The sequence below is a fragment of the Streptomyces sp. H27-H5 genome (genome assembly GCF_026627505.1).
Lineage (GTDB): Bacteria > Actinomycetota > Actinomycetes > Streptomycetales > Streptomycetaceae > Streptomyces.
Genome location: NZ_JAPNLK010000014.1, coordinates 43,568 through 66,714 on the forward strand (window position 1 = coordinate 43,568; position 23,147 = coordinate 66,714).

The 23,147-nt window shown below is 71.6% G+C and carries 17 protein-coding genes and 1 pseudogene; 2 read left to right on the forward strand and 16 right to left on the reverse strand.

Features of this window, described 5'->3' with window-relative positions:
• Nucleotides 1–19 precede the first annotated feature (19 nt).
• The 10 genes from OTB19_RS09255 to OTB19_RS09300 all read right to left on the reverse strand — a co-directional run bounded on the left by OTB19_RS09255 (nt 20) and on the right by OTB19_RS09300 (nt 14,883).
• Nucleotides 20–592: a GNAT family N-acetyltransferase gene (locus OTB19_RS09255; protein WP_267797559.1), complete on the reverse strand. Its 573-nt coding sequence runs from the start codon at nt 590–592 to the stop codon at nt 20–22.
• 133 nt (nt 593–725) lie between these two features.
• Nucleotides 726–1,571 (reverse strand): GNAT family N-acetyltransferase, encoded by an 846-nt coding sequence (locus OTB19_RS09260; protein ID WP_267797560.1) that lies wholly within the window; start codon nt 1,569–1,571, stop codon nt 726–728.
• Nucleotides 1,572–1,718: 147 nt separating this feature from the next.
• Nucleotides 1,719–2,876 (reverse strand): flavodoxin-dependent (E)-4-hydroxy-3-methylbut-2-enyl-diphosphate synthase, encoded by a 1,158-nt coding sequence (ispG, locus tag OTB19_RS09265; RefSeq protein ID WP_267797561.1) that lies wholly within the window; start codon nt 2,874–2,876, stop codon nt 1,719–1,721.
• A gap of 206 nt (nt 2,877–3,082) precedes the next feature.
• A complete protein-coding gene (locus OTB19_RS09270) occupies nt 3,083–4,384 on the reverse strand; it encodes a M50 family metallopeptidase (RefSeq protein WP_267797562.1) in 1,302 nt (433 codons plus the stop codon).
• Nucleotides 4,381–5,634 (reverse strand): 1-deoxy-D-xylulose-5-phosphate reductoisomerase, encoded by a 1,254-nt coding sequence (gene dxr / locus OTB19_RS09275; protein ID WP_267797563.1) that lies wholly within the window; start codon nt 5,632–5,634, stop codon nt 4,381–4,383. The genes OTB19_RS09270 and dxr overlap by 4 nt, the downstream gene beginning before the upstream one ends.
• Nucleotides 5,635–5,654: 20 nt before the next feature.
• Nucleotides 5,655–6,917: a hypothetical protein gene (locus OTB19_RS09280; protein WP_267797564.1), complete on the reverse strand. Its 1,263-nt coding sequence runs from the start codon at nt 6,915–6,917 to the stop codon at nt 5,655–5,657.
• A 112-nt stretch (nt 6,918–7,029) separates the two neighbouring features.
• Entirely contained in the window at nt 7,030–8,982 is a 1,953-nt protein-coding gene (locus OTB19_RS09285; protein WP_267797565.1) for an acyl-CoA dehydrogenase family protein, read from the reverse strand.
• 184 nt (nt 8,983–9,166) lie between these two features.
• On the reverse strand, nt 9,167–10,612 hold the full coding sequence (locus OTB19_RS09290) for an aldehyde dehydrogenase family protein (protein ID WP_053675222.1): 1,446 nt from the start codon (nt 10,610–10,612) through the stop codon (nt 9,167–9,169).
• A 171-nt stretch (nt 10,613–10,783) separates the two neighbouring features.
• Nucleotides 10,784–12,364, reverse strand: coding sequence for a PucR family transcriptional regulator (locus OTB19_RS09295; RefSeq protein WP_267797566.1), 1,581 nt, complete (start codon nt 12,362–12,364; stop codon nt 10,784–10,786).
• A 170-nt stretch (nt 12,365–12,534) separates the two neighbouring features.
• On the reverse strand, nt 12,535–14,883 hold the full coding sequence (locus OTB19_RS09300; protein ID WP_267797567.1) for an ATP/GTP-binding protein: 2,349 nt from the start codon (nt 14,881–14,883) through the stop codon (nt 12,535–12,537).
• 241 nt (nt 14,884–15,124) lie between these two features.
• Between OTB19_RS09300 and gabT the strand changes: the two genes are divergently transcribed.
• Nucleotides 15,125–16,459, forward strand: coding sequence for a 4-aminobutyrate--2-oxoglutarate transaminase (gene gabT / locus OTB19_RS09305; RefSeq protein ID WP_053675217.1), 1,335 nt, complete (start codon nt 15,125–15,127; stop codon nt 16,457–16,459).
• 370 nt (nt 16,460–16,829) lie between these two features.
• Nucleotides 16,830–17,453: a phosphatase PAP2 family protein gene (locus OTB19_RS09310; protein ID WP_267797568.1), complete on the forward strand. Its 624-nt coding sequence runs from the start codon at nt 16,830–16,832 to the stop codon at nt 17,451–17,453.
• A gap of 61 nt (nt 17,454–17,514) precedes the next feature.
• On the opposite strand, the pseudogene OTB19_RS09315 reads toward OTB19_RS09310, so the two are convergent.
• The 6 genes and pseudogenes from OTB19_RS09315 to OTB19_RS09340 all read right to left on the reverse strand — a co-directional run.
• Nucleotides 17,515–18,054, reverse strand: a pseudogene (locus OTB19_RS09315) (chitinase); the annotation flags it as partial.
• A complete protein-coding gene (locus OTB19_RS09320) occupies nt 18,036–18,503 on the reverse strand; it encodes a hypothetical protein (RefSeq protein WP_267797569.1) in 468 nt (155 codons plus the stop codon). The pseudogene OTB19_RS09315 and the gene OTB19_RS09320, both read right to left, overlap by 19 nt.
• Nucleotides 18,504–18,701: 198 nt before the next feature.
• Nucleotides 18,702–20,120: an NAD(P)/FAD-dependent oxidoreductase gene (locus OTB19_RS09325; protein ID WP_267797570.1), complete on the reverse strand. Its 1,419-nt coding sequence runs from the start codon at nt 20,118–20,120 to the stop codon at nt 18,702–18,704.
• Nucleotides 20,121–20,141: 21 nt separating this feature from the next.
• A complete protein-coding gene (locus OTB19_RS09330) occupies nt 20,142–20,945 on the reverse strand; it encodes an ABC transporter permease (RefSeq protein WP_267797571.1) in 804 nt (267 codons plus the stop codon).
• Nucleotides 20,945–21,874, reverse strand: coding sequence for an ABC transporter permease (locus OTB19_RS09335; RefSeq protein WP_053675207.1), 930 nt, complete (start codon nt 21,872–21,874; stop codon nt 20,945–20,947). Before OTB19_RS09335 ends, OTB19_RS09330 begins: the two co-directional genes overlap by 1 nt.
• The gene (locus OTB19_RS09340; RefSeq protein ID WP_053675205.1) at nt 21,871–23,022 is read right to left on the reverse strand and encodes an ABC transporter ATP-binding protein; all 1,152 of its coding nucleotides are present in this window, start codon (nt 23,020–23,022) and stop codon (nt 21,871–21,873) included. Before OTB19_RS09340 ends, OTB19_RS09335 begins: the two co-directional genes overlap by 4 nt.
• Nucleotides 23,023–23,147 lie beyond the last annotated feature (125 nt).

Genomic DNA, 23,147 nt, shown 5'->3' on the forward strand with positions numbered 1-23,147 from the left:
GGCGGAGCCTGAAACGGATTCAGCGCCGGCGCAGGGGCAGCGGGGCGCCCATGACGGCGTACGGCAGGCTCGCGCTGGGGAAGTGCACCTGGCGGGCGAGGTCCGTGTAGCCGAGGGCGCGGTAGAGGCCGCGGGCGGGGCTCTCGGTGTCGATGGCGGACAGGATCGAGCGGGGCTCGGCGGCGGTGTCGGTGATCCGCGTGATCAGGGCGCGGCCGACGCCCCGGCCCTGGAATCCGGGGTGCACGTGGAGTTCGGTGATGACGAAGGAGTGGTCGAGCCAGCCGTCGTGGCCGCCGGCGCGCAGGTGCGGTTCGACGACGGTGGACCACCAGTGGTCGCGGTCGTTGGGCATGCCGTACACGAATCCGGCGAGTACGCCGTCCTCGGTGAACGCCCCCAGGGCGCGGGCGCCCCGGCAGTCCATGTGGCGTTGGACGATGTAGCGCCGGATGCCCACCTCGTCGTCGCTGAGCCCGAACGCGACGGCCTGCACGCGCAGGGCCTCGTCCACGCGGGCGGCGAGGTCGAGGGCGGCGATGCGGAGTCCGGCGGGCCGGTCGGGGTCGTCGCCCTCGGAGGTAGGCAGCATGCCGTGACCTTACTCGCGGGTCCCGGCGAGGGATACGTGGCCCTCGCGGCCGGCGGCCCGCTCCGGCGCCGCCGGCCGCGGTTGCGCGGGAGCGGGGCGTCGCGGGAGAGCCGGCCGGGTGGGGCGGACGGTGTCAGAAGAGCACGCTCATGAACGCGCCGACCTCGCGGAAGCCGACGCGGCGGTAGGAGGCCCGGGCGGCGGTGTTGAAGTCGTTGACGTAGAGGCTGACCACCGGGGCCACGTCGCGCAGCGCGTACTCGACGACGGCCGCCATGCCGGTCTCGGAGTGCCCCCGGCCGCGGAACTCGGGGTCGACCCAGACGCCCTGGACCTGGCAGGCGCGGGGGGTGGCGGCGCCGATCTCCGCCTTGAAGACGACCTTGCCGTCCTCGACGCGGGCGAAGGAGCGGCCGGAGCCGACGAGTTCGGCGACCCGGGCCTGGTAGAGCAGCCCACCGTCGCCGGCGAGCGGGGAGATGCCGACCTCCTCGGTGAACATCGCCACGCAGGCGGGCATGATCAGGTCCAGCTCGTCCTTGCGGATCCGGCGGACCAGGGGGTCCGCCCGGACCTCGGTGGAGGGCTGTTCGATGACCATCAGGGGCTGGCGGGAGCGGACGTCCCGGGCGGGACCCCAGCTGGGCTCCAGGAGTTGCCACAGCAGCCGGGTGGCCTCGGCCGGGCCGACGATGGAGGAGCAGCGGCGGCCGGTGCGGCGGGCCCGGTCGGCGAAGGCGCGTACGGCGTCGGGTCCGGCGCAGACGGGGACCAGGTTGGCGCCCGCGTAGCAGAGGGACTGGAGGTCGCCGTCGGTGTACCAGCCCCACATCTCGCCGCCGAGCCGCCACGGATCGAGCCCGGCGACCTGGACGCGCGAGGTGACGAAGGCGTTCTCGACGGGGTCGCGGCCCAGGACCGCGAGCGCGGCGTCGAGATCACCGGGTTCAAGGACCCGGGTGGTGGTCTGCGTCAACACTGGGGCCTCACCATGCAAGTCTGCTGATCCCCGAACTGTACCCGGCGTCGCATGAGGATGCCTGGTCCCACGGGTCACGAAAAAGCCCCGACCCCGCCCGCGAGCTGCGGGAACGGGCCGGGGCCTCAGCGGTGTCGGCGGGGTCGCTCAGACGCCGATGGCGACGGTGGGCTCGCCGGACGGGATGCCGTCCTTCTCCATCTGTTCGGCGATCTTCAGGGCCTCTTCGATGAGGGTCTCCACGATCTTCGACTCGGGGACGGTCTTGATGACCTCGCCCTTCACGAAGATCTGGCCCTTGCCGTTGCCGGAGGCGACGCCCAGGTCGGCCTCGCGGGCCTCGCCGGGGCCGTTGACGACGCAGCCCATGACCGCGACGCGCAGCGGGACCTCCATGCCCTCCAGGCCCGCCGTGACCTCTTCGGCCAGCTTGTAGACGTCGACCTGGGCCCGCCCGCAGGACGGGCAGGAGACGATCTCCAGGCGGCGGGGCTTGAGGTTCAGCGACTCCAGGATCTGATTGCCGACCTTGATCTCCTCGACCGGCGGGGCGGAGAGGGAGACGCGGATGGTGTCGCCGATGCCCTCGGAGAGCAGGGCGCCGAAGGCGACGGCGGACTTGATGGTGCCCTGGAAGGCGGGGCCGGCCTCGGTGACGCCGAGGTGCAGCGGGTAGTCGCAGGCGGCCGCGAGCTGGCGGTAGGCGTTGACCATGACGACGGGGTCGTTGTGCTTGACCGAGATCTTGATGTCGCCGAAGCCGTGCTCCTCGAAGAGGGAGGCTTCCCACAGCGCGGACTCGACGAGCGCCTCGGGGGTGGCCTTGCCGTACTTCTTGAGCAGTCGGGCGTCGAGGGAGCCGGCGTTGACGCCGATCCGGATCGGGGTGCCCGCGGCCTTGGCCGCGTGCGCGATCTCCTTGACCTTGTCGTCGAACTGCTTGATGTTGCCGGGGTTGACGCGGACGGCGGCGCAGCCGGCGTCGATCGCGGCGAACACGTACTTCGGCTGGAAGTGGATGTCGGCGATCACCGGGATCTGCGACTTCTTCGCGATCACGGCCAGCGCGTCGGCGTCGTCCTGCGTCGGGCAGGCGACGCGGACGATGTTGCAGCCGGAGGCGGTGAGCTCGGCGATCTGCTGGAGGGTGGCACCGATGTCGGAGGTGCGGGTCGTGGTCATCGACTGCACCGAAATGGGTGCGTCTCCACCGACGGCCACGGAACCGACCTGGATCTTGCGGCTGACCCGTCGGTCGGCGAGCTTCGTCGGCACGGACGGCATTCCGAGAGAGATGGCAGTCATCTGCTGTGCAACCCCAAGGTGTGGATCAAGGTCCCGAGATCGGCGGGCTCCAGGCTTCGAGATTACGCCAATCAGCGCGGGACCCGCGCATCGCCGGGGGTGTGCCGCCCGAACGCGAAGGGCCGGGCACGATGTGTACCCGGCCTCCTGCGCACGGTCGTACGACTTTCGCATGAGCGGTCGATCCGGAGATCGGACCGGACGCGTCAGGTGATCTTGATCGGGTTCACCACGTCGGCCACGAGCACCAGCAGGGTGAAGCAGACGAAGACTCCCGCGACCACGTAGGCCAGCGGCATCAACCGGGCCACGTCGAACGGACCGGGGTCCGGCCGGCGGAAGACACGGGCCACGTTGCGCCGCAACGACTCCCACAGCGCGCCCGCGATGTGACCGCCGTCGAGCGGCAGCAGCGGCAGCATGTTGAACAGGAAAAGCGAGAGGTTGAAGCCCGCCACCAGGTTCAGGAAGATCACCAGGATGTGTGTGGGCGGCAGGTCCAGGGTGAAGATCTCGCCGCTGACCCGGGCGGCGCCCACGATGCCCATCGGGCCGTTCACGTCGCGCTCGGCGCCGTTGAAGACGGAGTTCCACAGGGCCGGGATCTTGGACGGCAGCGCCACCAGGGATTCGACCCCGGACTCCATCATGTCGCCCATGCGGGAGACGGCCTGCGGGAAGGACTGCTCCACGTACCCGCTGGCCGGGGCGAAACCGAGGAAGCCCGCGGTGACGTACTGGTCCTTGACGTACTCGCCGCGCCCGTCGGTCTTGGCAACGGTGTTCTCGATCAGGGTGGGCTTCAGGTCGACGAGTCGGCCCGCGCGCTCCACGGTGACGGTGGCCGGGCCGACGGTGGCGCGGATGTCCTTCTGGAGCGCCGACCAGTCGTCGACCTTCCTGCCGTTGAACGCGACGATCTTGTCCCCCTGCAACAGGCCCGCGGCCTTGGCGGGGGCCACCGGGTCGCCGGCGGCGCACTTGTCGCGCTTCTCGCTCTGCTGGAGGACGCAGTCGGACACGCTGCTGACCACGGTGGTCTGGGTGTTCACGCCGAAGGTCATCAGGGTGGCCAGGAAGATCGCCACGGCCAGGACCAGGTTCATGAACGGCCCGGCGAACATCACGATCACGCGCTTCCACGGCTTGCGCGTGTAGAAGAGCCGCGTCTCGTCGCCGGGCTGGAGCTCCTCGTACGCGGCGGAGCGCGCGTCCTCGATCATCGAGCGGAACGGCGACGTCGAGCGGGCGGTGACCTTGCCGTCCTCGCCGGGCGGGAACATCCCGATCATGCGGATGTAGCCGCCCATCGGGATGGCCTTGATCCCGTACTCCGTGTCGCCCTTCTTCCGCGACCAGATGGTCCTGCCGAAGCCGACCATGTACTGGGGCACGCGGATGCCGAACATCTTGGCCGTGGAGAGGTGTCCGAGCTCGTGCCAGGCGATGGAGACCAGCAGGCCGACCACGAAGACGACCACACCGATCAAGGTCAGCAGTATCATCATGCGCTCGCCTCCACGGCGGCGCGTGCCGCCAGCTCCCGTGCCCGGGCCCTGGCCCAGGTCTCCGCTTCAAGGACGTCCCGGACGGTCAGGGAAGTTCCCGCCTCCGGCGTTCCGTGCTCATCGACCACAGCGGAGACCGTATCCATGATTGCTGTGAACGGCAGCCGACCGGCCAGGAAGGCGTCCACGCACTCCTCGTTCGCCGCATTGAACACGGCCGGGGCGGTGCCGCCCAGGGCGCCCACGTGGCGGGCCAGTCCCACCGAGGGGAAGGCCTCGGTGTCCAGGGGGAAGAACTCCCAGCTCGACGCCTTGGTCCAGTCGAACGCCGGGGCCGCGTCGGGGATCCGCTCGGGCCAGCCGAGGCCGATCGCGATCGGGCCGCGCATGTCCGGCGGGGTGGCCTGCGCCAGGGTGGAGCCGTCCGTGAACTCGACCATCGAGTGGACGTAGGACTGCGGGTGGACGACGACCTCGATGCGGTCGAAGGGGATGTCGTAGAGCAGGTGCGCCTCGATGACCTCCAGCCCCTTGTTGACCAGCGTCGCCGAGTTGACGGTGATGACCGGGCCCATGGCCCAGGTGGGGTGCGCCAGCGCGTCCTGGACGGTGACGTCGGCCAGCTCGGCACGGGTACGGCCGCGGAAGGGACCGCCGGAGGCCGTGACCACGAGCTTGCGCACGTCGGCCCGGGTGCCGGCGGCGAGCGCCTGGAACAGCGCGGCGTGCTCGGAGTCCACCGGGATGATCTGGCCGGGCTTCGCCAGCGCCTTGACCAGCGGACCGCCGACGATCAGCGACTCCTTGTTGGCCAGGGCCAGGGTCCGGCCCGCCCGCAGGGCGGCGAGGGTGGGCGCGAGGCCGATGGAGCCGGTGATGCCGTTGAGCACGGTGTGGCACGCGGAGGCGGCCAGTTCGCTCGCCGCGTCGGGGCCGGCCAGGATCTCCGGCAGCGGCTCGGCGCCGCCGTACTGGGCGCTCAGCGCCTCTTTCAGGGCCGGTACGGCATCCTCGTCGGCCACGGCGACCGCGGCGACCCGCAGCCGTCGAGCCTGCTCGGCCAGCAGCGCGACGCGCCCGCCGGCGGCGGACAGCGCGGTCACCCGGAAGCGGTCCGGGTTGCGCAGGGCGAGGTCGATGGCCTGGGTCCCGATGGACCCGGTCGACCCGAGGATGACGATGTCCCGGCGGCCGACCGCGGGGTCGAAGACGAGGTGCGGATCGGCGAGGGGGGCTGGGCTGTCGCTCATGCCCCCATTGTTGCCGCAACTCAGGTGCGGTTGGACACGGAGTCCCCTTGAATCACACCGGCCAACAGCTCCGGCAGCGTCCCGGCGAAGTCGGGGAGCGCGCGGGCGGCCCGCCACCAGGCGTCCGCGTCCGCGCCGAGGGCCTCGGCGAACAGCCGATCCGCCTCCGCGCGGGCCGAGTGGACGGCCTCGGGGCGGTCGTGGCGGTCGGGGTGGTCGATGTCGCCGAGCCAGTGGTCCTCGTCCAGGGCCCAGCAGGCGGGCACCTTGTGGCGGATCACGTCGGCCCCGGTGAGCAGGCCCCGGTCCAGGCAGTCGCGGACCCACCGGATGTCCTCGCTGACCCGCTCCATCGGCACGGCCAAGCTGACCAGGGCCAGTTCGCGTTCCACCCCGCCAACCGGTTCGGGGCCGGTGTGGACGCCGGCGGGCGGGGTCTCCCGCGCGGCCACCACCTCGACCAGTTCGGGCAGCGTGCCGTCGAAGCCGACGGCCCGCCGGCTCAGGATCGGCCACCAGCGCGGGTCGTCGCCCAGGGTGGGGCGCAACACCCGCCGCACGGCGGAGTGGACCTCGGCCTGTTCGGGCACGTTCCAGCGCAGCCCGCCCGGACTGGCGGGCAGGTTCGCCAGGAGCAGGGTCCGTCCGGCGGGAGTCACGCGGGAGACGAGCTCGTCGCAGGTCAGCAGTCCCATCCGGACGGCCCGTACGGCGGGTCGGTACCAGCGGCGCCCGTACGTCTGCCCCGGCGCGCCGCCGAGCAGCGCGACGGACACGTCCAGGGGCAGGTCGCCGACCAGCAGCAGCGCCTCGATCGCGCCGGGCGGCAACGGGTCGCGGGCGTGCAGGGCGCGCAGCGGTTCGGGGTCGAGGGTGTGCGGCAGCCGCAGCAGGGTGAGCGGGAGCCGGGGGCGGGCGCCGTGCGCGCGCAGCAGCCCGACCAGTTCGTCGGTGTCCAGCGGGCCGGGGCCGATGCCGAGGGCCGCGCGCAGTTCCGGGCCGGGCGCGGGGCGGGCCGCGTACCGCGCGGGTCCGGGCAGGCCCGGCAGCGGGCGTCCGAACACGCGCGGGTTGCGGGCGACGGTCCGCCGGTCCTCGTCGGTGCCGTGCCGCAGCACGAGCGTGACGAGGGAGGCGGGCAGGTACTCGTCGCGGAGCAGGTACTTGCGGGTGGTGTCGTCCAGCCGGCCCGTCAGGTCGGCGGTGACGGGGTCCGGTGCGTGGCGCAGCAGGTGCGCCACGCACCAGGCCAGCCGTCGGCTGTGACGGTCGTCCTCGGCCATCGCCATCGTTCCCGTCCGCCTCGTGCTCGTGCCGGTGCTCGTACGCGTCCCGTGCGTGCGGGTCGTTCGCGCGGATCGCTCCTCACGTCGGGCCCGCGTTGATCCTCGCAGGTCAGCGCAGCGGGCGGTGGACGTTTTCGCGGGTGGACGGGCCGGGCGTGGCGTCGGCGATCCACGGGCCGTCGCCCGAGGGGTCGAGGATGCCCTCCTCCAGCCAGGTGTAGGTGCCGGACAGCACCCCGGCGACGACCTTGCCGTCCAGGTCGTCGGTGTTGGACCAGAGCCGGCCGAAGAGTTCCTCGACGCGGATCCGGGACTGCCGGCAGAAGGCGTCGGCGAGTTGGTAGGCCTCGCGGCCGTGCTCGCCGCCGGCGCGCAGGTGCTCGGCGCGCACACAGGCCGCGCTCATCGCGAAGAGTTCGGCCCCGATGTCCACGATCCGCCCGAGGAAGCCCTGCTTCGTCTCCATCCGCCCCTGCCAACGGGACATGGCGTAGAACGTCGATCGGGCGAGTTTGCGGGAGGTCCGCTCGACGTAGCGCAGGTGGGTGGCGAGGTCGGGGTGGCCGTCGGGGTGGAACTCCCGGTAGGTGCCCGGCACCTGGCCGGCCCCGGTGGCCAGTCTGGGCAGCCAGCGGGCGTAGAACCCGGCGGCCCTGGCGCCGGCCTTGGCCTTGTCGCCGAGGGCCTTCTCGGGGTCGATGAGGTCGCCGGCCACCGACAGGTGGGCGTCCACCGCCTCCCGCGCGATGAGCAGGTGCATGATCTCGGTCGAGCCCTCGAAGATCCGGTTGATGCGCAGGTCGCGGAGCATCTGTTCGGCGGGGACGGCCCGCTCGCCGCGGGCGGCCAGCGACTCGGCGGTCTCGAAGCCGCGTCCGCCGCGGATCTGGACCAGTTCGTCGGCCATCAGGCAGGCCATCTCGGAGCCGTAGAGCTTCGCGAGGGCGGCCTCGATGCGGATGTCGTTGCGGTCCTCGTCGGCCATCTGGGAGGCGAGGTCGACCACGGCCTCCAGTGCGAAGGTGGTGGCGGCGATGAAGGCGATCTTGGCGCCGACCGCCTCGTGCCGGGCCACCGGTCGGCCCCACTGCTCGCGCACGCCCGACCACTCCCGGGCGATCTTCAGACACCACTTGCCGGCGCCGACGCACATGGCGGGCAGCGAGAGGCGTCCGGTGTTCAGGGTGGTGAGCGCGATCTTCAGACCGGCGCCCTCGGCGCCGATCCGCTGGGCCGCGGGGACCCGCACCTGGTGGAAGCGGGTGACGCCGTTCTCCAGACCGCGCAGGCCCATGAAGGCGTTGCGGTGCTCGACGGTGATGCCGGGCGAGTCCGCCTCGACGACGAAGGCGGTGATCCCGCCCCGGTGGTTCTCGCTCTTCGGCACCCGGGCCATGACGACGAGCAGGTCGGCGACCACCCCGTTGGTGGTCCAGAGCTTCACCCCGTCGAGGAGGTACGCGTCGCCGCTCTCGTCCGGTACCGCCGTGGTCGCCAGTCGCGCCGGGTCGGAGCCCACGTCGGGCTCGGTGAGCAGGAAGGCGCTGATGGCGGTGGTGGCGCAGCGGGGCAGGTAGGTGTCCTTCTGCTCCTGGGTGCCGAACATCTTGAGCGGCTGGGGGACGCCGATCGACTGGTGGGCGGAGAGCAGGGCCCCGATGGCGGGGCTGACCGAACCGACGAGGGCGAGTGCCTTGTTGTAGTACACCTGGGTGAGACCGAGGCCCCCGTACTTGGGGTCGATCTTCATGCCGAGTGCGCCGAGGTCCTTCAGTCCGCGCACGGTCTCGTCGGGGATCCTCGCCTCGCGTTCGATGCGGGCGCCGTCGATCCCGGTCTCGCAGAACTGCCGCAGCCGGGCCAGGAAGGCCTCACCGCGCCGGACGTCCTCGTCGGCGGGCAGCGGATGGGGGTGGATCAGGTCGAGCCGGAACCGCCCGAGGAAGAGTTCCTTCGCGAAGCTGGGCTTGCGCCAGTCCTGTTCCCGGGCCGCTTCCGCGACCTGCCGTGCCTCGCGCTCGGTCACCTTGGGCTGGGTGCCGCTGGGCTGTGTTGCGGACATGAGAGGGGACTCACCTCGCCGCCGAAGTCGGTTGACTTTCCGGATACCGGTCGGTGCTACCTGGTGAGTCGTACCCGTTTCGTGCGCCCTGAAAAGGGGCGTCCGGCCGGGTGGGCGAAAAGGAGACGGCCGGAGCCCCCGCACAGTGGGCTCCGGCCGTCGGCTCGTGACCGTACGAGTCCGGTCAGATGTCCAGGCCGGTGAGGACCAGGACCCGCTCGTACGTGTAGTCGTCCATGGCGTAGCGGACGCCCTCGCGACCGACACCGGACTGCTTGACGCCGCCGTACGGCATCTGGTCGGCGCGGTAGGACGGCGCGTCGCCGACGATCACACCGCCGACCTCCAGCTCGCGGTGCGCGCGGAAGGCGACCTGGATGTCACGGGTGAAGACGCCGGTCTGCAGACCGAACTTCGAGTCGTTGACGGCGGCGAAGGCCTCGTCGACGCCGTCGACCTTCTGCAGCGTGAGGACCGGCCCGAAGACCTCCTCGACGGCGAGCGTGACACCGGCCGGCAGGTCCGCGACGACGGTGGGCTCGTACGAGGCGCCCTCGCGCTTGCCACCGGTGAGCAGCTTGGCGCCGGCGGAGACGGCCTCGTCCACCCAGGACTCGACGCGCTTGGCGGCGTCCTCGGAGACGAGGGGGCCGACGTCGGTGGCGGAGTCGGACGGGTCACCGGTGACCTGGGCGCGGACCTTGGCGACGACCTTCTCGACGAGGCGGTCGTACACGGAGGCGTCGGCGATCACGCGCTGCACCGAGATGCAGGACTGGCCGGCCTGGTAGTTCGAGAAGGTCGCGATGCGGGTCGCGGCCCAGTCGATGTCGGCCTCGGAGGACCAGTCGGCGAGGACGACGGCCGCGGCGTTGCCGCCGAGCTCCAGGGTGCAGTGCTTGTGGGGCACCGACTGCTGGATGGCGTAGCCGACCGTGTCGGAGCCGGTGAAGGAGATGACCGGCAGGCGCTCGTCCTTGACCAGGGCGGGCATCTTGTCGTTCGCCACGGGCAGGACGGACCAGGAGCCGACCGGCAGGTCCGTCTCGGCGAGCAGCTCGCCGAGGATCAGGCCGGAGAGCGGGGTGGCCGGGGCCGGCTTCAGGATGATCGGCGCGCCGACGGCGATGGCGGGGGCCACCTTGTGGGCGCACAGGTTCAGCGGGAAGTTGAACGGCGCGATGCCGAGCACGGGACCCTTGACGAAGCGGCGGGTCAGCGCGAGCCGGCCGACGCCACCGGCGTCGGTGTCGAGGCGCTGGGCCTCTCCGCCGTTGAAGCGGCGGGCCTCTTCGGCGGCGAAACGGAACACGGACACCGCACGGCCGACCTCACCGCGGGCCCACTTGATGGGCTTGCCGTTCTCGGCGGAGATCAGCTGGGCGATCTCCTCGGTGCGCTCGGCGAGCCGCTTGGACACGTGGTCCAGGGCGGCGGCCCGTACGTGGGCGGGGGTCGCGGAGAACTCCGCCGTCACGGCGTGCGCCGCGGCCACGGCCTCTTCGACCTGCGCGTCGGTCGGCACGCTGACGGAGCCGACCAGGCGACCGTCCCACGGGGAGTGGACGTCGAAGCTGTCCTCGCCGGTGGCCAGGCGGCCGGCGAGCCAGAAGGCGTGGGTGGAAGTCATGCGAATCCCGGCCCTTCGGAGTTGTGCGGTGGGGTCCTTGTCCCCACCACCGTAGGACTCCGCGGAGGATTCGTTGTTTATCCGGCATGGAGTACACGCGACCCGGCCCGCGCCGCTTTGTCAGTGTCGGGGCCGCTCCGTGCGGGGCGGGCGCCACTGTGACGAGAGGGCCTAGGAGACGGTCGAGGCGGCCTTGAGGGCGAGCCAGAGTTCCATCCGGACGTCCGGGTCGTCCAGCGAGCGGCCCAGGATCTCCTCCACGCGCTTCATCCGGTACCGCAGCGTGTGCCGGTGCACGCCCAGGTCCACCGCCGCCGCGTCCCACTGGCCGTGCCGGGAGAGCCAGGCCTGCAACGAGGCCACCAGGTCGCCGCGCCCCTTCTCGTCGTGTTCCCGCAGGGCCCGCAGCGTGCCGTCCGCGAAGGCCCGTACCGCGTCGTCGGCCAGCAGCGGCAGGACCGACCCCGCCGCCAGGTCCTCGTGCTCCACCATCGCCCGGCCGCGCCGCCGGGCCACGGCGAGTGCCTGGTCCGCCTGCTTGAAGGCCGCCGCCACGCCGGCGGGCCCGGCCGCGCCCGACAGCCCGATCACCAGTTCGTCGGGCTCCGGCCCGGTCGTGTCCCGGCCGCGCCGCGCCTCCAGCAGTTCCGCGTGCTCCGCGCAGGCCCGTGCCGCGGAACCCGCCTCGGCCGCCAGGACCACCAGCCGCCCGTCCTCGGGCACGACCAGCAGCGCCTCGCCGGTACGGGCGGCCGCCGACTCCACCGCGTCGGCCAACTGGGCGAGACCCTCCGGTTGGGCCGTCCCCGTCAGGGCCGGCTCGGCGACGACGATCCGGAACGGGGACTCCAGGAGCGCCCCGTACAGGTCCCCGGCGACGGCCAGCGCGTGCTCCGCCTCGCCGACCATCAGCATCCGCAGCACGGCGGCCCCCAGCCGGGACTCCGCGTCGTGCAGGGACCGGGACCGCTCGGTGGTGAGCGTCAACAGGGCCACCGCCGAGTGCACGGCGTACCGCTCCGCCGTGCCCAGCGGGGCGCCGGTGCCCACCGCGAGCGCGCCCCGCGCCCGTCGCCCCGTGCCCAGCGACTGGAGTTCGACGCGGTCGTCGGAGCCGCCCACGACCGCGCTCGCGGGCGCCGGCCGTTCCCGCAGCCGTTCCACGTCCGGGGTCAGTCGGGCCGCCCGGCGGGCCGCCCAGTCGGGAGCCGCCGCGACCACCGCGCCCGAGGTGTCGTACAGCGCGGCCCAGCCGTGGACGTGCGCCGCCAGCTTCGTCAGGAGTTCGGTGGGGCCGTCGGCCGACAGGGCGGCGCGGGTCAGTTCCCGCTGCGCCTCGAAACCGGCCGTCACGGCCCGGTACTGGTCGGCCGCGAGGGCCGCGGAGACCGCCTTGCTGATGGCGAGGAACGGGGTGCGGCGCGGCACCTCCAGCAGGGGCAGGTCCTCCGCCGCGGCCGCCTCGACCAGTGCCTGGGGGATCGCCTCGTAGTTGACGCCGATCGCGAAGCCGATGCCGACGACCCCGGACGCCGCGAGCCGGCGTACGTACCGCCGCATCTCCTCGGGATCCTCGGCGTCCAGTTTCATCGCGGTGATCAGCAGCAGTTCGCCGCCCTCCATGTAGGGGACGGGGTCGGCGAGCTCGCTGACGTGGGCCCAGCGCACGGGCGTGTCGAGGCGGCCCTCCCCCGCCCGGACGCTGAGTTTGAGCGCCGAGTGCTGGACGAGCGAGGCGAGGGTGAGCGGCATCGGGTACCAGCGGCCTTAGACGGAGGAGTGGGACGGCGAGGAGGCAGGAACACGGAGCGGGGGATGTGGCGCCGTGCCGAGCGGGGAGCATGTCACCGAGTGGAGCGAGGGGTATTTCGCCGTGCCGTATGAACGACTCCCCTCGATTCTGCCACCTCGTACGGGTCCGCTCAGCTCGATCCCGTCAGCCTGACCAGCAGGGGCGCGGCCCGCTCCCCCCGGACCGAGGTCAGCGAGAGCACCGCGTGGTCCGGCGGCACCGCGTGGGCCAGGTCGGACGCCGACCAGCGCTCGCGCTCCACCTGCCGCACGGTCACCGCGTCCGTGGTCACGGCCTTGCCCGTGACGAGCTTCCGGAACGCGTGGATGGCCCGGGTCAGCGGCTGGTCCGCGAACACCGTCCGGTGGGTGACGTCCCGCGTCTCCACCCACTCCGTGCCCCAGGCCTCGGCGAACCGCTTCCCGTCCCAGGTGGTGACCCCGGAGAAGGCCATCCGACAGCCCACCGCGCCCAGCAGCGGGGTCCGCAACCCGTCCGGGACGTCGTCGAGGGTGCGCAACGTCAACAGCACCCCCGCGTTCGCCGACCTCAGCCGTTGCACGCCGCGCACGGTCTCCGGGGTCAGGGTGTGCGAGGCGTCGTCGAAGGCCAGGAACGCGAAGAGCGAGCGGTCCGCACGCGCCCCGACGGAGGCGTTGAACTGGGCGAGCAGCAGCCGGGCCAGCATCCGCGACGCGCCGGCGTGCCCCCGCTCGGGCAGGTCCACCCGGACCCGGATCGGGTGCTCCAGCGCCCGCACGGAGAACGGCCGGCTCTGCCCGGAGGTGTCGAAGAACCCGTGGAAGGCGGGCCGGTCCAGCAGGGCCAGCCGGTCGGCGAGCGCCGGAGCGGGATCGCCCGGAGCGCCGCGCTGCCGGCTGCGGGCGTCGAGCTCGCGCAGCATCGCGGGCTGCCCGGCGGCCTCCAGCTCCCGGCGCAGCGCGTCCGGGGCGTCGCCGACCGGGTCGAGGAGGTCGCGCAGCTCCGGCACGGAGGGGAAGCGCCCGCGAGCCGCGTGGAACGGCCCCAGCACCTGGGCGAGGGCCGTCGCGGCGCGGCGCACGTCCGCCCCGGGCACGTCCCCGACGAAGGCCTCGGCGAGCAGGCCGGCGGCCTCGTCGGGATCGCCGGCGCCGCCGTACAGGTCGAGGTCGTGAACGGACTCCGGATCACCGATCCGGACCACGATGTCGTAGGCCGAGTCCGGACCGAGCCGGGCCCCCGCCGAACCCACCGCGATGACGGCCGCCTGCCCGGCCAGCGCCTGGAGCGCCAGCGCCTCCACGACCGGGCGGACCAGATGACGGGTCTTGCCGGAGCCGGAGGGCCCGACGGCCACCAGCGAGGTGCCGAGCACCTCGGGATCGAGGGCGAACGCGGTCCCGCGCCGGGCCCAGGGGTTGCGCTCCCCGTCCTCCACCGTGCCGAGCAGCACCTGCCGGGTCAGCAGATCGTGCCGCGCGGCCCGCCCGGGCAGGTCCCGCGCCCCGGAGGGATGCACACAGGCCCCGGCGCCGTTGTCCCGAACGGCGTCGGCGAAGGCGCGCGCCCGCGACGGGTCGACGCGCACGGACTCCCAGGCGCGGCGGATCCGGGCGTAGTCCACGTCGTTCATCCGCCCGGCCCCGATCTCCCCACCCAACCGATCGGCCACCTCCCCGAGCCCGGCCCCGCGGATCTCGTTGAAGGCGACGGGGTCGTCGGGGGACACCACCGTCGGAAGCTCTTGCCCCGCGTCTGATCGGTCGACTGTCGTCGGCCTACGGGCCAGGCGCACGAAGAACACGATCACCGGCACACAGACGACCACGTAGACAAGGTAGGAGGCGACGGTTTTCATGTCCGGACTCATGCTGCCCGGGATCAAGTGGCCGAACAGGTCCAAGACCGTCAGTGTGTTGGTCCAGATCAGCGCGATCACGAACAACGCCCCGAGGCCTGCCCCCAGCATCCGGGCCGGGAAGCCCCGCGCTGCTACGAGCCGGTCGAAGGCCGGCCCCCAGGATCCCAGCCGACTGAACCACACGACGAGGGCGACGGTCAGCAGCAGCATGTACGCCTGCAGGGCGGCCTCGCCCCGGCCGTCGACTGGGTTGCCGCCCAGCTCCCACCAGTCGCGAGGCGTGAAGAGCTTCACCGGCACCGTGACATAGGGGATGTACCCGTTGCTCACAAGGGACCAGAGCAGCACACAGGCGAGGAAGGAGATGACGGCGCCGCTCAGCAGCGACCGGTCCGAGGCGGGTTCGGCCTCCGCCCCTTCCCGCGGCCGGAATCCGAAGCGCCAGACGCCCGGATCGGCCTTCGGGCGCGGGGTGCGCGCCCAATCGGCCAGCGGGGCTCCGGCCGCGCCCTGTCCGGCGCCCGCCCCCGCCCCCGGCGCGTGGGTCGGCTTCGCGGGAACCGCCGGCGGGCCCGCCGGTCTCGGCACGTGGTCCGCGCGGACGGACTGTCCCTCGTACGCACCGTCGGTGTTCATGAACCCCTTGCCCCCTGCCCGTTCACTGCGCTGCGCTGCGCGCTCAATCTAGTGGCCGCGGGCGCCCCGGGACCCGTACCCCGCCATGATCCACACGACACGCGCCGCGGCCCTCCTATGGCCGTCCCGGACAAGGACACGCGCGCATCACTCCCTAACGGAGCATGCAGGACCACCGTCCCCGGGCCTAGCCTGCGGACAAAGACACAAGTGCGTCCGAAAACACCCCCAGGAGCCCTCTATGACCGCTGTCCCGCAGGAGCGCCGCATCGTCACCGCGATCCCCGGCCCCAAGTCGCAGGAGCTGCAGGCCCGCCGCCTCGCGACGGTGGCCGGTGGCGTGGGCTCCGTGCTCCCCGTCTTCACGGCCCGCGCGGGCGGCGGCATCATCGAGGACATCGACGGCAACCGGATGATCGACTTCGGTTCCGGCATCGCCGTGACCTCGGTGGGCGCCTCCGCCGAGGCGGTCGTGCGCCGCGCCTCCGCGCAGCTCGCCGACTTCACCCACACCTGTTTCATGGTCACGCCGTACGAGGGTTACGTCGAGGTCTGCGAGGCCCTGGCCGAGCTGACCCCGGGCGACCACGCCAAGAAGTCCGCGCTGTTCAACTCCGGTGCCGAGGCCGTCGAGAACGCGGTCAAGATCGCCCGTTCGTACACCAAGCGTCAGGCCGTCGTCGTCTTCGACCACGGCTACCACGGCCGTACGAACCTGACGATGGCGCTGACCTCGAAGAACATGCCGTACAAGCAGGGCTTCGGTCCGTTCGCCCCCGAGGTCTACCGCGTCCCGGTCGCCTACGGCTACCGCTGGCCCACCGGTGCCGAGAACTGTGGCCCCGAGGCCGCCGCGCAGGCGATCGACCAGATCAGCAAGCAGATCGGCGCCGACAACGTCGCCGCGATCATCATCGAGCCGGTCCTCGGCGAGGGCGGCTTCATCGAGCCGGCCAAGGGCTTCCTCCCGGCGCTGGTGAAGTTCGCCAACGACAACGGCATCGTGTTCGTCGCGGACGAGATCCAGTCGGGCTTCTGCCGTACCGGCCAGTGGTTCGCGTGTGAGGACGAGGGCATCGTCCCGGACCTGATCACCACCGCCAAGGGCATCGCGGGCGGTCTGCCGCTCGCCGCCGTGACGGGCCGCGCCGAGATGATGGACTCCGTGCACGGCGGTGGCCTGGGTGGCACCTACGGCGGCAACCCGGTGGCGTGCGCCGGTGCGCTCGGTTCGATCGAGACCATGAAGGAACTCGACCTCAACGCCGCGGCGAAGAAGATCGAGTCCGTCATGAAGACCCGCCTGACGGCCATGCAGGAGAAGTACGACATCATCGGCGACATCCGCGGCCGCGGCGCCATGATCGCGATCGAGCTCGTCAAGGACCCGGTCTCCAAGACCCCGTTCCCGGAGGCGGCCGGCGCGCTCGCCAAGGCCTGCCACGCGGAGGGCGTGCTCGTCCTCACCTGTGGCACCTACGGCAACGTGCTTCGTTTCCTCCCCCCGATTGTCATCGGTGAGGACCTGCTGAACGAGGGCCTGGACGTCATCGAGGCCGCATTCGCGGGCATCTGAGCGATTACCCGAACACAGTGACCCACCCCTACCGGCGGTAACGGTCGGACACTGTGAAGAACGTGTGGGGGGCCGATGGCGGGAGCGCGATCCCGCTGCCGGCCCCCTTCGGGTTGGCGTACGGTTTCTGCAGATGAGTGAGACACCCCGCTCACGGGAAACCGAGGGCGACACCAGTACCGGGCTTCCCCAGCGCCGTATTGGGCATGCGTTCGCGCACACTCCTCACCGATCGGACGGCCGTTCGCCCCAAACCCCCCGGGGCGCCCGGCAACCCGATCCGGGCGGCCGTCCCGGAACCATCCCCCCTGTTCCGGGACGGCCGGCCACTTCCCTCGCGCCCCTCGGCGCCCTCTTCGCCCTCTGCGCGGTGCTCTTCGCGCTCGTCACCTGGCAGGTCCTCGCGTCCGGGCCGCTCCTGGTGCCCGATGAGGAGTTCAGCCGCGCCGTGGTCGGCACGGTCCCCGACGCGGCCACCGAGCGCCTCTCGGACCTCGGCAACGTCCCGGTCGCCCTGCCCGTGCTGGTCCTGGCGATGGCGTACGCCGCCCGGCGCGGCCGTCGCCGTGCCGCGCTGGCGGCGGGGCTGGCCATGATCGCGGTGCCCGCGCTGGTGGTGCCCCTCAAGGAGTGGACCGCCCGCCCCGGCCCCCTGGAGCCCTGGGCCGCCGGCTACTTCCCCTCCGGCCACACGGCCACCTCCCTGGTGGCGTACGTGGGCGCGGCCCTGCTGATCGCCCCGTACACGCGGCGGCCCTGGCCGGTGCCCCTCGCGCTGGCCCTGGCCGCGCTGACGGCGGTGGGCCTGATCCTGCGCGGCTTCCACTGGCCGCTGGACGTGGTGGCCAGCGTCTTGATGTGCACGCCCCTGTTGCTCGTCGTCCGCCGGGCCGCAGGGCCCGGCGGACGACGCAAGGGTGATCGGGAGACCGATCGGGAGATCGGTGGAGAGACCGGTGGAGAGACCTATGGGGAAGACGGCCGGGTGGCCTGAGCCCGGGCCGTGGGGGCCGGACTCCCGCCGACCCCCGCCACCCCGCGGATCCGTCCGTCCGTCAGCCGCCGAAGTACCCGTCGAAGTTCCGGGAGAACTCCCAGCCCCCGAAGCGGTCCCAGTTGATCGACCAGGTCATCAGGCCGCGCAGGTTCGGCCAGGTGCCGTGGGTCTGGTAGGTCCCGCAGTCGGTCTTCTTCGTCAGGCAGTTCAGCGCCTTGGTCACCTCCGCGGGAGAGGTGTGGCCGTTGCCCGCGTTGGTCGTGGCCGGCAGGCCGATGGCGACCTGGTCCGGGCGCAGGGCCTGGAAGACCCGGGCGGTGTTCCCGGCGACCGGGAAGCCGGTGAGCAGCATGTCGGTCATGGCGATGTGGAAGTCGGCGCCGCCCATGGAGTGGTACTGGTTGTCGAGGCCCATGATCGAGCCGGAGTTGTAGTCCTGGACGTGCAGCAGGGTGAGGTCGTCGCGCAGGGCGTGGATCACCGGGAGGTAGGCGCCGGCGCGCGGGTCCTGGCCGCCCCACGGGCCCGAGCCGTAGTACTGGTAGCCGAGTTGGACGAAGAAGGTCTCGGGGGCCATGGTCAGGACGAAGTCCGGCCCTCCTCCGCCGCCACCCGCGCGGCGGCCTCGTGCATCGCGAGTTCCAGCACCGCCGGGTCGGTGAGCGTCCCGCGGCCGTCGGGGAGCACCACCCAGCGGACCCCGGCGGTCGCCCGCCCCGGGTACGGGACGACGATCCAGGTGCCGTGCCCGGCCCCCCGCACGCCCGTGCCGAGCCAGCGGGAGGCGGTGCCGGCGGGCACGAAGAAGCCCAGCCTGGACTCGCCGAGGTCGGCGAGCACCGGGCCGGGCCGGTCGATGAGCAGGGTCAGTACGTCGAGGGTGGCCTGCCCCAGCGCGGTCGGCAGGATCAGCACGTCCCAGCGCCGGCCGGCGGGCAGGAGCGCGACCCCGAAGGGGTTGCGTTCCCATTCCCACCGGCAGGCATCGGGATCCGGCGCCACCGACACCAGCCACTCGACTGCCGTTTTGTCCTCGGGGATCGTCATCGCCCGGTCTCCGCTCTCTGTCGCTCGGTGAAGGGTTCTCACCGGGAGAGAGCGGGGTGGGACGCGGCTATGACGCGGGTTTCGTTACCCCGTGGCAGTGAAGCGGGTCACATGTCGATCGACGCGTGCGCCGGGCGTGCGGACCTCGATCAACCGACAACCCGATCAGCGGGTCGACGGCCCGGGGCCGCCGGCGGTTCAGCTGTCGAAGCCCAGGCCGAGGCGGTCCAGTGCCTTGAGCCACAGGTTCCGCCGTCCGCCGCGGGCGTCCGCTCGGGCCAGCGACCACTTCGTCAGCGTGATTCCGGTCCAGGCGAACGGCTCCGGCGGGAACGGCAGCGGCTTCGACTTCACCATCTCCAGCTCGGTGCGCTCCGTGGTGGCGCCGTCGAGCAGGTCCAGCATCACGTCGGCGCCGAAGCGGGTGGCCCCCACCCCGAGTCCGGTGAAGCCGGCCGCGTAGGCGACCTTGCCGGAGTGCGCGGTGCCGAAGAAGGCGGAGAAGCGCGAGCAGGTGTCGATCGCCCCGCCCCAGGCGTGGCTGAACTTCACGCCCTCCAGCTGCGGGAACGCCGTGAAGAAGTGCTGCGCGAGCTTCAGATAGGTCTCGGGACGGTCGTCGTACTCGGAGTCGAGCCGTCCGCGGTAGGGGTAGATGGCGTCGTAGCCGCCCCACAGGATGCGGTTCTCCGGGGTGATGCGGAAGTAGTGAAACTGGTTGGCGCTGTCGCCCAGGCCCTGCCGGTTCGTCCAGCCGATGGCCTTCAGCTGGTCGGCCGTGAGCGGCTCGGTCATCAGCGCGTAGTCGTACACCGGGACCGTGAGGGGTCGGATCCGCTTGACCAGCGAGGGGAAGATGTTGGTGCCCAGGGCCACCCGGCGGGCGAAGACCCGGCCGTAGGGGGTGCGGACGGCCATCCCGGCGCCCGAGGGTGCCAGGGAGAGGCCGCGGGTGTTCTCGTAGATCCGTACGCCCAGGTCCGTGCAGGCCTTCTTCAGGCCCCACGCGAGCTTGGCGGGGTTGAGCATCGCCACCCCGTCGGTGTCCCACAGACCCGCGAGGAAGGTCGGCGAGTCCACCTCGGCGCGCACCTCGTCGCGGTCGAGCCAGCGCGCCCCGCCCGCCAGGCCCAGCTTCTGTGCCTCCTCGTGGAGTTCGCGCAGTTCCTCGACCTGGTGGGGCTCGGTGGCGACGTCGATCTCGCCGGTCCGCTCGAAGTCGCAGTCGATGCCGTACCGGGCGACCGCCGCCTCGATCTCGTCGAGGTTGCGGGCGCCCATCTCCTCCAGCTTGGCGAGTTCGCCGGGCCAGCGGGCCATGCCGTTGGCGAGGCCGTGGGTGAGGGAGGCGGCGCAGAAGCCGCCGTTGCGGCCGGAGGCGGCCCAGCCCGCCTCCTTGGACTCGATCAGGACGACGTCCCGCGTGGGGTCGCGCTCCTTGGCGATCAGCGCGGTCCACAGGCCGCTGTACCCGCCGCCGATGACCAGCAGGTCGCAGGCCTCGTCGGAGGTCAGCGCCGGCAGCGCGGCCGGCTTGCCGGGGTCGTCCAGCCAGTACGAGACCGGCAGTGCTTCGGAAAGTGATTGAGCAACGCTTCGCATGGCGACTGGGGCCATGGCTTCCAACTCCCTACAGAGTTACTTGGGCTGTGCCTTCTTGCGGCGGTTCCCGACCATCTGGCCGGTGAGCACCACCAGCACCGCGATGACGAACATCGCCGTGCCGATGACGTTGATCTGCACGGGCGTACCGCGTTGGGCCGATCCCCACACGAACATGGGGAAGGTGACGGTGTTGCCCGAGTTGAAGTTGGTGATGATGAAGTCGTCGAACGAGAGCGCGAAGGACAGCAGCGCGCCCGCGGCGATCCCGGGGGCCGCGATGGGCAGGGTGACCCGCAGGAAGGTCTGCACCGGGCCCGCGTAGAGGTCGCGGGCGGCCTCCTCCAGTCGCGGGTCCATCGACAGGACGCGCGCCTTGACGGCGGCGACGACGAAGCTGAGGCAGAACATGATGTGGGCGATGAGGATCGTCCAGAAGCCCAGCTGGATGCCCATGTTGAGGAAGAGGGCGAGCAGCGAGGCCGCCATCACGATCTCGGGCATGGCCATGGGCAGGAAGATCAGCGAGTTGACGGCGCCGCGCCCCCGGAAGCGGTAGCGGACCATCGCGAAGGCGATGGCCGTGCCGAGGCAGGTCGCGGCGAGGGTGGACCAGAGCGCGATCTGGAGCGACAGCGAGAGCGAGCCGCACAGGTCGGCGACGCCACAGGGGTCCTTCCAGGCGTCGAGGGAGAACTCCTGCCAGGCGTAGTTGAACCGGCCGGCCGGGTTGTTGAAGGAGAAGACGGTGACGACGATGTTCGGCAGGATCAGGTAGGCGAGCGTGCCGAGGCCCGCGATCACGACGAGGTTGCGGCGGAGCCACGTGGTGGTGCGCATCAGACCAGGTCCTCCGTCCCCGCTCGGCGGATGTAGATGGTGACCATGATCAGCACGATGGCCATGAGGATGAAGGACAGCGCGGCCGCCGTCGGGTAATCGAGGATCCGCAGGTACTGCGACTGGATGACGTTGCCGATCATCCGGGTGTCCGTGGAGCCGAGCAGTTCCGCGTTGACGTAGTCGCCGCTCGCGGGGATGAAGGTGAGCAGGGTTCCGGAGACCACGCCCGGCATGGAGAGCGGGAAGGTCACCTTGCGGAAGACCGTGGCGGGGCGGGCGTAGAGGTCTCCGGCGGCCTCGTGGAGGCGGGTGTCGATCCGCTCCAGGGAGGTGTAGAGCGGAAGGATCATGAAGGGGAGGAAGTTGTACGTCAGACCGCAGACGACCGCGAGCGGCGTGGCCAACACCCGGTCGCCCTCGGTCATGCCCAGCCAGCTGGTGACGTCCAGGAAGCCGACCCCGTTGAGGACGTCCACCACCGGGCCGCCGTCGGCCAGGATCGTCTTCCAGGCCAGGGTGCGGATCAGGAAGCTGGTGAAGAACGGGGCGATCACCAGCACCAGGAGGAGGTTTCTCCACCGGCCCGCCTTGAAGGCGATCAGATAGGCCAGCGGGTACCCGAGCAGCAGGCACAGGACGGTCGCGGTACCGGCGTACAGCAGGGAGCGCAGGAACTGCGGGAGGTAGTCCGCGAAGGCGTCCCAGTACGTCTGGAAGTGCCAGGTGACCTGGAAGCCCTCTTCGAGGGAGCCCGTCTGCACCGAGGTCGAGGCCTGGTAGACCATCGGCAGCACGAAGAACACCAGCAGCCACAGGATGCCCGGCAGCAGCAGCCAGTACGGGATCAGGCGCTTGCGCAGCGACGGCTTGTGGACCGGGGGCTCGGTCGGGGCGGGCGCCTGGGGCGGCGCGACGGTGGTGGTCACGCGGACTCCTCGACCGTCTCGATTCCCGCGTCGATGTCCTGGGCGGCGTCGAGGCCGAAGGTGTGCGCCGGGTTCCAGTGCAGGATCACCTCGGCGCCCGGGACCAGGCGGGCGTCGCGTTCGATGTTCTGCGCGTACACCTCCAGCTCGGGGCAGACCCGGCTGTCGATGACGTACTGGGTGGACACCCCGATGAAGGAGGAGTCCGCTATTCGGCCCGCGACCTTGTTCCGGCCGGCGCCGATGGTGTGTTCCTCGTCCGCGGGCACCAGGGAGATCTTCTCGGGACGCACCCCGACCAGCAGCTTCTCGCCGGCGCGGGGTGTGGTCGAACATCGCGCGCCGGGCAGCCGGAGCTTGGTGCCGGCGCTCGACACGACGATGTCCGCGGAGCCGGCTTCCAGCACCTCGGCCTCGATGAGGTTGGAGGTGCCGAGGAAGTTCGCGACGAAGGTGGTCTTCGGGTTCTCGTACAACTCGGCGGGGGCGCCGAGCTGCTCGACGCGGCCGCCGTTCATCACCGCGACCGTGTCGGCCATGGTCATGGCCTCCTCCTGGTCGTGCGTGACGTGCACGAAGGTGATGCCGACCTCGGTCTGGATCCGCTTGAGCTCCAGCTGCATCTGGCGGCGCAGTTTGAGGTCGAGGGCGCCGAGGGGTTCGTCGAGGAGCAGCACCTGGGGGTGGTTGATGAGCGCGCGGGCGACCGCCACGCGCTGCTGCTGGCCTCCGGACAGCTGGTGCGGCTTGCGCCCGGCGAACTGGCCCAGCTGGACCAGCTCCAGCATCTCGTCGACCTGCTTCTTGACGGACTTGATGCCGCGTCGGCGCAGCCCGAAGGCGACGTTCTCGGAGACGTCGAGGTGCGGGAAGAGCGCATAGCTCTGGAAGACGGTGTTGACCGGGCGCTTGTAAGGCGGCAGGTCGGTGACCTCGCGCTCGCCGAGGCTGACGGTGCCGGTGGAGGGCTCCTCCAGTCCGGCGATCATGCGCAGGGTGGTGGTCTTCCCGCAGCCCGAGGCGCCGAGCAGCGCGAAGAAGGAGCCCTGGGGGATGGTGAGGTCCAGCGGATGCACGGCGGTGAAGGAGCCGTAGTGCTTGCTGATCCCGGCGAGGCGGACGTCGCCGCCCGCGGTCTTGTCAGTCATGGGTCGCGGCCTTCGGTGGTGGTATTCGGAAGGGTGCGGGAATCGCGGGTGCCGGCGGCGGCCGGTACGCGGGGGTGCCGGCGCCGCCGTGGGTGCGTGCCGGTCCTGTGCCGAGGGGGCGGCGG